Annotated in this window: 7 protein-coding genes and 1 rRNA gene; 5 read left to right on the top strand and 3 right to left on the bottom strand. The window is 40.6% G+C overall.

Features of this window, described 5'->3' with window-relative positions; all coding sequences use genetic code 11:
• Positions 1–59: 59 nt before the first annotated feature.
• Positions 60–177: ribosomal RNA gene (rrf, locus tag XEN7305_RS00630) — 5S ribosomal RNA — on the top strand.
• 90 nt (positions 178–267) lie between these two features.
• Complete coding sequence (truB, locus tag XEN7305_RS00625; RefSeq protein WP_040896243.1) at positions 268–1179, top strand: tRNA pseudouridine(55) synthase TruB; 912 nt, start codon at positions 268–270, stop codon at positions 1177–1179.
• A 17-nt stretch (positions 1180–1196) separates the two neighbouring features.
• Here the strand turns inward: truB and XEN7305_RS00620 are convergent, their stop codons facing one another.
• The 3 genes from XEN7305_RS00620 to XEN7305_RS00610 all read right to left on the bottom strand — a co-directional run bounded on the left by XEN7305_RS00620 (position 1197) and on the right by XEN7305_RS00610 (position 3308).
• A complete protein-coding gene (locus tag XEN7305_RS00620) occupies positions 1197–2159 on the bottom strand; it encodes a pyridoxamine 5'-phosphate oxidase family protein (protein ID WP_006507366.1) in 963 nt (320 codons plus the stop codon).
• 89 nt (positions 2160–2248) lie between these two features.
• Complete coding sequence (locus XEN7305_RS00615) at positions 2249–2872, bottom strand: glutathione S-transferase family protein (protein WP_006507365.1); 624 nt, start codon at positions 2870–2872, stop codon at positions 2249–2251.
• A 148-nt stretch (positions 2873–3020) separates the two neighbouring features.
• Positions 3021–3308: a DUF3288 family protein gene (locus tag XEN7305_RS00610; RefSeq protein ID WP_006507364.1), complete on the bottom strand. Its 288-nt coding sequence runs from the start codon at positions 3306–3308 to the stop codon at positions 3021–3023.
• A 375-nt stretch (positions 3309–3683) separates the two neighbouring features.
• Here XEN7305_RS00610 and gcvP point away from each other — a divergent pair, with 375 nt between their 5' ends.
• From gcvP to XEN7305_RS00595, 3 genes are all read left to right on the top strand, one after another.
• Positions 3684–6602 (top strand): aminomethyl-transferring glycine dehydrogenase, encoded by a 2919-nt coding sequence (gene gcvP, locus XEN7305_RS00605; RefSeq protein ID WP_006507362.1) that lies wholly within the window; start codon positions 3684–3686, stop codon positions 6600–6602.
• A gap of 96 nt (positions 6603–6698) precedes the next feature.
• A complete protein-coding gene (locus XEN7305_RS00600; RefSeq protein WP_006507361.1) occupies positions 6699–7109 on the top strand; it encodes a hypothetical protein in 411 nt (136 codons plus the stop codon).
• Entirely contained in the window at positions 7109–7384 is a 276-nt protein-coding gene (locus tag XEN7305_RS00595; protein WP_006507360.1) for a hypothetical protein, read from the top strand. The genes XEN7305_RS00600 and XEN7305_RS00595 overlap by 1 nt, the downstream gene beginning before the upstream one ends.
• Positions 7385–7583 lie beyond the last annotated feature (199 nt).

Genomic DNA, 7583 nt, shown 5'->3' with positions numbered 1-7583 from the left:
AGTATCGAGTATTTATGCAGTCTTGAGGGTTCAAGGTCAATAGGAGCCCAAAAAGCTTTCCTGGTGCTAGTAGCGCAATGGCCCCACTTCGACTCCATCCCGAACTCGAAAGTGAAACGTTGCAGCGGCGAAGATACTTGGGGGGTAGCCCCCCGGAAAAATAGCTCAGTGCCAGGTTTATCATTCCATCAAAAAAACAACAAGAAGCTCTCTTTTTATCAAAGAGGGCTTTTTGCTTTTGCACTTGAAGTTGAAACTTATCTTATAATGTTCGGTTTTATCAATTTATATAAACCTACGGGATTTACCTCTCACGATTGTGTCTCAAAAATCAGAAGACTAATAGATATGAAAAAAGTAGGGCATGGAGGAACTTTAGATCCTTTGGCTACAGGTGTTTTGCCGATCGCGGTGGGCAAGGCAACTCGATTGTTGCAGTTTTTGCCCGAAACCAAGGTTTATCGAGCGGTGATTCGTTTGGGAATGAGCACTTCAACAGATGATTTAGAAGGAGAAATAATTAACACAAAGTCTGCCCTCCATATTCGTCAAGAGAAAATAGTTCCGTATTTGGATAATTTCCAAGGTCAAATCGAACAAATTCCTCCCATGTATAGTGCGATCAAAAAAGGTGGGAAAAAACTTTATGAGTTGGCAAGAAAAGGTGAATCTGTTGAAGTTCCGCCAAGAATTGTTACTATTTATCAGATTAAAATCCTGAATTTTCTTCCAGGAGAATATCCTGAAGTTGAAGTGGAAATATCTTGCAGTCCGGGAACTTATATTAGAGCGATCGCAAGAGATTTAGGCACTATGTTAGGAGTGGGAGGAACTCTCGCTAATTTAATTCGTATTGAAAGTTGTGGGATGCGACTTGAAAATAGTATTGATTTTGATCGTATTGATCAACAAATACAGCAGAATTCTTTCACTCTAATTGAGCCAGACTCACTATTATCTCATTTAAAATCTGTTACTTTAAACCCTGATAATGCCAAGCGGTGGTGTTATGGTCAGACAATCCCTTTGGCTGAGGAAAACTGTGAGAATTCTAATTTTGAAACTTCAGCTCAAGATATTTATTTAGGAATGTATCAAGAAGAAAATATTTTTTTGGGAATTGGACTTTTGAAGAATAGTGAGGGCATATTAGTCTCTAAGCCGAAAGTTGTCTGTTGAATTCCAAACTACATTAGTTACCATGACCCCGTACGCTCCAATAAAGGTGAAAAATCTGGATTTGACCAACGCAAGGGAAGACTAGCTTTACATCGATATCCTTTTGTCAAATGAAAGCGGATCAACTGCTCTGCCCCTGTGTAGGTCTTGATTTCCGACCCTTCCCAAATCACTTCTGCTGTTCCTGTCAGATAAAGGATATTGCCGCCAGAAAAATCGACAAATAGCAATCCCATCTGAGGATTTAATTCTAGATTCCCAATCGTATTGAAGTGACAATTTCCCGAAAAGTCAGGAATAGTAAGAGTTTGCTCATCATCAATTCTTATAAAACCTGGTTTTCCTCCGCGATGAGACACGTCTACTCCTTTGGCTATCCCCGCAGATTCATCTTGATAGGCTGTTGTAATAAAAAAAGTATCGGCATTAGCAATCAGGTTTTGTTCCCATGCTTCAAACTTTGTGATTTCATGAATCTGTTGGGATATATTTCCCTGAGATTCAACAAATTCAAACATGCGATTTTGAATATATTTCGGACAATTACCAAAACTTTGACTGACTTGGACGGTAAAGCCATCAGAATCAATTGTGGAGACAGTTCCATTTAATCGATTACGACGTCGAGTATGGAGTTCAATGCCGAGAAATCCAATGTCTATACCTTCTTTGAGGTTATACGCTAAAGGATCTCCCTCAAGAGCTTGAGCTGTTACTCGTAAAATGCGATCGCTAGGAGTTGAGAGAAAGCCTGGTTCTCCTGTGAGAATTGAAGCCCAAGGCGAGCCATACTGATCTACAGTGCCCACAATCACATAGGATAATTGGGCAAAAAACTGCTGATGTTGTTCTGTTAAATATTCTCGGATCATTCGCCTGCCTTGCTTATCCATACGCTCTTGGATTCCTAGCCGAGCCTGTATTGCTAATTCTCCAGCGTGAAAAGGTGATTCGATGCGAGACCAGCCTGGATTTGCCATAGATATTGCGCTCCATTGAATTGAGGTTATTTAGTTATGCTGCCGAGCAAGTGACTGTTTTTTCTGTTAGTCACTTTGCTGTGTTTCTCTTAGCCCGTAACACTGGCAGGAGCTTTAATCCCAGCCATCCCAACAAATCCAGGTAATTGCTTAATACGCTCAATCCAGGCCAAAATATGGGGATATCCATCTAGGGGGATTTTACCATCGGGGGCAAGGGCAATATAAGGAAATGCTGCGATGTCTGCAATGGTCGGACGTCCTAACTCTAACCATTTTTTATCTGCTAGATGAAGATTTATTTGATCAAGAATAAAAGCTGATTTTTGATTGGTAACCTCAATATTGATGGTTTTTACTTTGAATAGATGAAATAGTCTTGCTGATTCTACTCCTTGACGGATTTCTCCTGCGGTAGTGGAGAGCCAACGGACAACTCGACTTAATTCTTCTGGTTTTGTCGGTAGCCATTGTTCATTGCCATATTTTCCCGCGAGATAAACCAAAATCGCCTGGGAATCAGGAAGAATTGTTGCGCCATCGATTAGGAGTGGCACTTGCCCAAAAGCATTGAGTTTTAGGTATTCAGGTGATTTATGTTCTCCTTTCATCAAATCAACTCGAACAAATTGATATTCAATTCCGAGTAGAGATAGTAATAGTCGGATTTTATACGCATTCCCTGAAAGTTCATGTCCGTAAAGTTTCATCATTATTCTGTCCTCTAGGTTTTTTACTTTAAATCTTTGCTCGTTATATTTAATTTACCGAACGTTCGGTAAAAAGTCAAGCCATAAATTCACTTAATTCTCAGCGCCAACAAAAATCAACCGATTGTGAACGATTGAGTAAATAACTAAATCAAGTCCAGTCCTGCTTTTGGTTGGATTTAAAGCGATCGCTGTAGGGATTATTCACAGCATAAATTGCACGAGTTTTTTGGTATAACTGTTCTTCTGTCAGTTGCCATTTATTCATAACCGTCTCTAGATCCGTTTGAATCTCTCTCGCACCGGGAAAATCTCGATAGCGAATTGTCATACGAGCTAATTCGAGTAAATTATAGTCGTTGGGTTCTCCTTGTAATAATTTATCGATTACCAGACGATCTTTTTGGGCGCGAGGATGGACTTGATCTTTTGAACTCATCTTTAATTTTTAAGTTTCGAGATTAGTGATTAGAGATTAGAGATTGGGAAATTTTGGTCTTTCTCATTTTTTTGGTAACCTGTTTCTCATTAAAGCATCGTGAAGCTCTTATAATCTAAAGGAAAAACAGAATTTGAGGAGCGCAACATGGTACTGAGTGAATGGCTAGATTGGATGGCAGTAATTGGATATATTAGTCTAGCCTTGTTTATCATGTACCGTGTCTTAATTGCAAAATAAAGTTGATATCAATTAACAATATTATGAAAATTTGCTAAGGTTTGTTAAATGATAATCCATTCCTGAATAGTGGCTTCAAAATGGAATTTTCCAGCTTGTCACTATTTTTTCGCACACAGCAATAGCAATATACTGATGGTTAATTTAGACTTGAACCGCGATCGCACTTCTAGCAATGAAAAGGTAACTAATTTGGAAACAAAGGAATTATTGAAGACAGATTCCTTTCAAAATCGACATATTGGGCCCAATGAAGCGGAAATAGCTCAAATGCTGAAGAGTTTGGGATTAGCTGATTTGGATGATTTAATCGATAAAACCGTACCTGGGACAATCCGCCTCAAAAATGATCTCCAACTACCGACTGCTTTAAGTGAATCGGCAGCATTAGCTAAGTTAAAAGCGATCGCATCTAAAAACCAAGTATATCGTTCTTTTATTGGCATGGGCTATTCTAATTGCCTAACGCCCCCGGTGATCCTGCGCAATATTTTGGAAAATCCTGGTTGGTATACTGCTTACACTCCCTATCAAGCCGAAATTGCCCAGGGACGACTCGAAGCTTTATTAAACTTCCAAACCATGGTCATTGAGCTGACAGGCTTAGAAATTGCCAACTCTTCCTTGTTGGATGAAGGGACAGCCGCCGCCGAAGCCATGAGCATGAGCTATGGTGTGTGCAGGAATAAAGCCGAAGCTTTCTTTGTCGATCGCGCTTGCCATCCTCAAACCATTGAAGTGCTGAAAACTCGGGCGAATCCTTTGGGCATTGAGTTGATTATCGAAGATTTTCGTGATTTTGATTTCTCGATACCCATTTTTGGTGCCTTGCTCCAATATCCCACTACAGAAGGCACAATCTATGACTATCGGGAGTTTGTCACTAAGGTTCATGAAACCAAAGCATTAGTAACCGTTGCCGCAGATATTTTAGCCCTAGCGTTGTTGACTCCTCCAGGGGAATTCGGTGCAGATATTGCTGTTGGCAGCACCCAGCGTTTTGGTGTTCCGTTAGGTTTTGGCGGCCCTCATGCTGCCTATTTTGCTACCAAAGATAAATACAAACGGCAAGTGCCGGGACGTATTGTCGGAGTTTCTAAAGATTCTAATGGCAAGCCTGCTCTAAGATTGGCCTTGCAGACTAGAGAACAACATATTCGTCGGGAAAAGGCGACAAGTAATATTTGTACAGCGCAGGTGTTGCTGGCAGTAATTGCTTCGATGTATGGGGTTTATCATGGCTCGGAGGGGATTAAGCAAATTGCGACACGAGTACATAAACTAACTGCTGCCTTGGCTGCGGGATTGATTAAATTAGGATACAAAATTGCCAATCCGTCTTTCTTTGACACTCTGAAAGTGGAAGCGAGTAATGCCCAGGATTTAGTAAAACTGGCGGCAAATCAAAGAATTAATTTGCGTTTGATTGATGAGAATGCTGTGGGTATCTCACTTGATGAAACCACTAGTGAAGATGATTTGGTTGATATTTGGCGTGTTTTTGCAGGTAAAAATGAATTACCGTTCAAGTTACAAGATGTCGTTAGTAATGAGCTGATAAATTTGCCGAGCTCCTTGCAACGTACTAGTCAATATTTAAGCGATCCTGTATTCAACAAACATCATTCAGAAACTGAATTATTGCGTTATCTACATCAATTGGAAAGTAAGGATCTATCCCTTAATAGTTCGATGATTCCTTTGGGCTCTTGTACGATGAAGCTCAACTCTACAGCGGAGATGATACCTGTTACCTGGGCCGAGTTTGGGAATATTCACCCCTTTGCACCTATTTCTCAAACTAGGGGATATCAGGAGTTATTTACTACTTTAGAAGCCTGGCTAGCAGAAATTACAGGTTTTGCTGGTATTTCCTTGCAACCAAATGCTGGTTCCCAAGGAGAATACGCCGGTTTACAAGTAATTCGCCAATATCATCGCGATCGCGGAGAATCCCATCGTAATATCTGTCTCATTCCCGAGTCTGCCCATGGAACTAATCCTGCGAGTGCAGTGATGTGTGGCATGAAAGTGGTTGCGGTTAAATGTGGGGTTGATGGTGATATCGATTTAGAAAATTTACAGGCCTTAGCAGAAAAGCATCAGGCTAATTTAGCGGCCTTAATGGTTACTTATCCCTCAACTCATGGGGTATTTGAGTCAGGCATCAAAGAAATTTGTTCCATTGTTCATGAACATGGCGGACAAGTTTATCTCGATGGTGCAAATATGAATGCTCAAGTTGGGTTATGTCGTCCTGGAGATTTTGGGGCAGATGTTTGTCACCTTAATTTGCACAAGACTTTCTGTATTCCCCATGGTGGTGGTGGTCCAGGCATGGGGCCAATTGGGGTTGGGGCTCATTTAATTCCCTATCTTCCCGCTACTCCTCTTAATGCTGACCAGGGTAAAACTATTGGTTTGATTTCGGCTGCCCCTTGGGGAAGTGCTAGTATTCTGACAATTTCTTGGATGTATATTGCCATGATGGGAGCTAAAGGTTTAACCGACGCGACCAAAGTTGCCATCCTAAATGCGAACTATATGGCAAAACGGCTTGAGCCCTATTACCCAGTCTTGTTTACCGGAGAATCCGGGTTGGTTGCCCATGAATGCATTATCGATCTACGTCCTATTAAAAAACGCGCCCGCGTAGAGGTTGAAGATGTAGCCAAACGTCTGATGGATTTTGGGTTCCATGCTCCGACAGTTTCTTGGCCGGTGATTGGCACAGTAATGATCGAACCGACAGAGAGTGAATCTTTGGATGAGTTGGATCGTTTTTGTGATGCGATGATTGCGATTTATCAAGAGGCAGATGCGATCGCAAAAGGCGAAATGGATGCGGACAATAATCCACTGAAAAATGCCCCCCATACTGCTGAGTCTTTAATCTGTGGCGAATGGGATCATCCTTATACCAGGGAAGACGCGGCTTACCCTGCTGATTGGACTAAGGTTCATAAGTTCTGGCCCGCAGTTGGTCGGATTGATAATGCCTACGGCGATCGCAATTTAGTTTGTTCTTGTGAAGGAATGGACGCTTATAAGTAATCTAGATTTGTTAGAGGCAAGTAGTATCTTGTCTCTAAATAACATTTTGAATTTCTTTCAGTATGCTTATGGGTGAAATAGATAGATTAAACCTTAATGTCTGAATATTTAGATTTATTGCAGTGGCTTTTTTATAATAGTCTTATTCCTCTTATGCCTATCCCCTTAGTTTGGTTGGGAGCATGGATTATTGGAATGGACAGAGATTGGCTCTCAATTTTAAGCAATGGACAACTATGCTTTTATTGCACTACGATGTCCGCCGCTGCGATTCGCGACATTACAACAAAAGCGCCAGAAAGTAGTCAATTTATCGGAATATTAATAGGTGGAATTATTTTCTGTATGATTCTTGCAACTTTTGCCTATGGTGTGGCTGCTACTGTTAGACAAATAGATGATAATGAATTAAGCACAGGTCATAGACTGGCATGGACATCTATCTTTGCTGCGATTTCGACTACAATATTAGTAGCATCATCACGTAAAGTACTTGGTTTATTGTAATGAGTGACGATAATAAAGAAAACACAAATGATATAGATCAAAAGTTAATTAATGCAGCTTATGGCGCTACATCAGGTGCAGCAGTTGGAGCTACTGCTGGAGCTTTAGCAAGTACTATGACAGCTGGATTTGCCGTTGGCTCTGCGGTTGGCAGTGTCATTCCTATTTTCGGAACAGTAATTGGAAGCGCAGCTGGTTTAGCTATAGGAACAGGGTTTTTAGCAATTCACAAAAAGCACAAAAATAAACCTGAAGAGGAAGCTAAAGAGGTTTAATTAGAAATTTATTCTCTTGTAAAGTAATGATTTGACTTATATTAACGTGAGTTCGACGAAAATTTGAGAGAAAAGAAAGGCTGACATTGTATACTCATAATAAGCAGAATTAGAGAATCTCAGCTAATTTTATGATGACATCAAGATTAGATATCACAGCAATTTTTTGCGACGTAGATGATTTTTGTCTCCAGTGGTC

Origin of the sequence: Xenococcus sp. PCC 7305, assembly GCF_000332055.1 — a bacterium.
Taxonomy (GTDB): domain Bacteria; phylum Cyanobacteriota; class Cyanobacteriia; order Cyanobacteriales; family Xenococcaceae; genus Xenococcus.
The sequence above is the reverse complement of the archived record's forward strand: the minus strand, read 5'-3'. Positions and strand labels throughout refer to the sequence as shown.

What these genes read in the sequence shown, in the direction of transcription:
- truB (WP_040896243.1), top strand. Translation starts at nt 268, where the DNA reads ATGTTCGGTTTTATCAATTTATATAAACCTACGGGATTTACCTCTCAC.
- XEN7305_RS00620 (WP_006507366.1), bottom strand. Translation starts at nt 2,159, where the DNA reads ATGGCAAATCCAGGCTGGTCTCGCATCGAATCACCTTTTCACGCTGGA.
- XEN7305_RS00615 (WP_006507365.1), bottom strand. Translation starts at nt 2,872, where the DNA reads ATGATGAAACTTTACGGACATGAACTTTCAGGGAATGCGTATAAAATC.
- XEN7305_RS00610 (WP_006507364.1), bottom strand. Translation starts at nt 3,308, where the DNA reads ATGAGTTCAAAAGATCAAGTCCATCCTCGCGCCCAAAAAGATCGTCTG.
- gcvP (WP_006507362.1), top strand. Translation starts at nt 3,684, where the DNA reads ATGGTTAATTTAGACTTGAACCGCGATCGCACTTCTAGCAATGAAAAG.
- XEN7305_RS00600 (WP_006507361.1), top strand. Translation starts at nt 6,699, where the DNA reads ATGTCTGAATATTTAGATTTATTGCAGTGGCTTTTTTATAATAGTCTT.
- XEN7305_RS00595 (WP_006507360.1), top strand. Translation starts at nt 7,109, where the DNA reads ATGAGTGACGATAATAAAGAAAACACAAATGATATAGATCAAAAGTTA.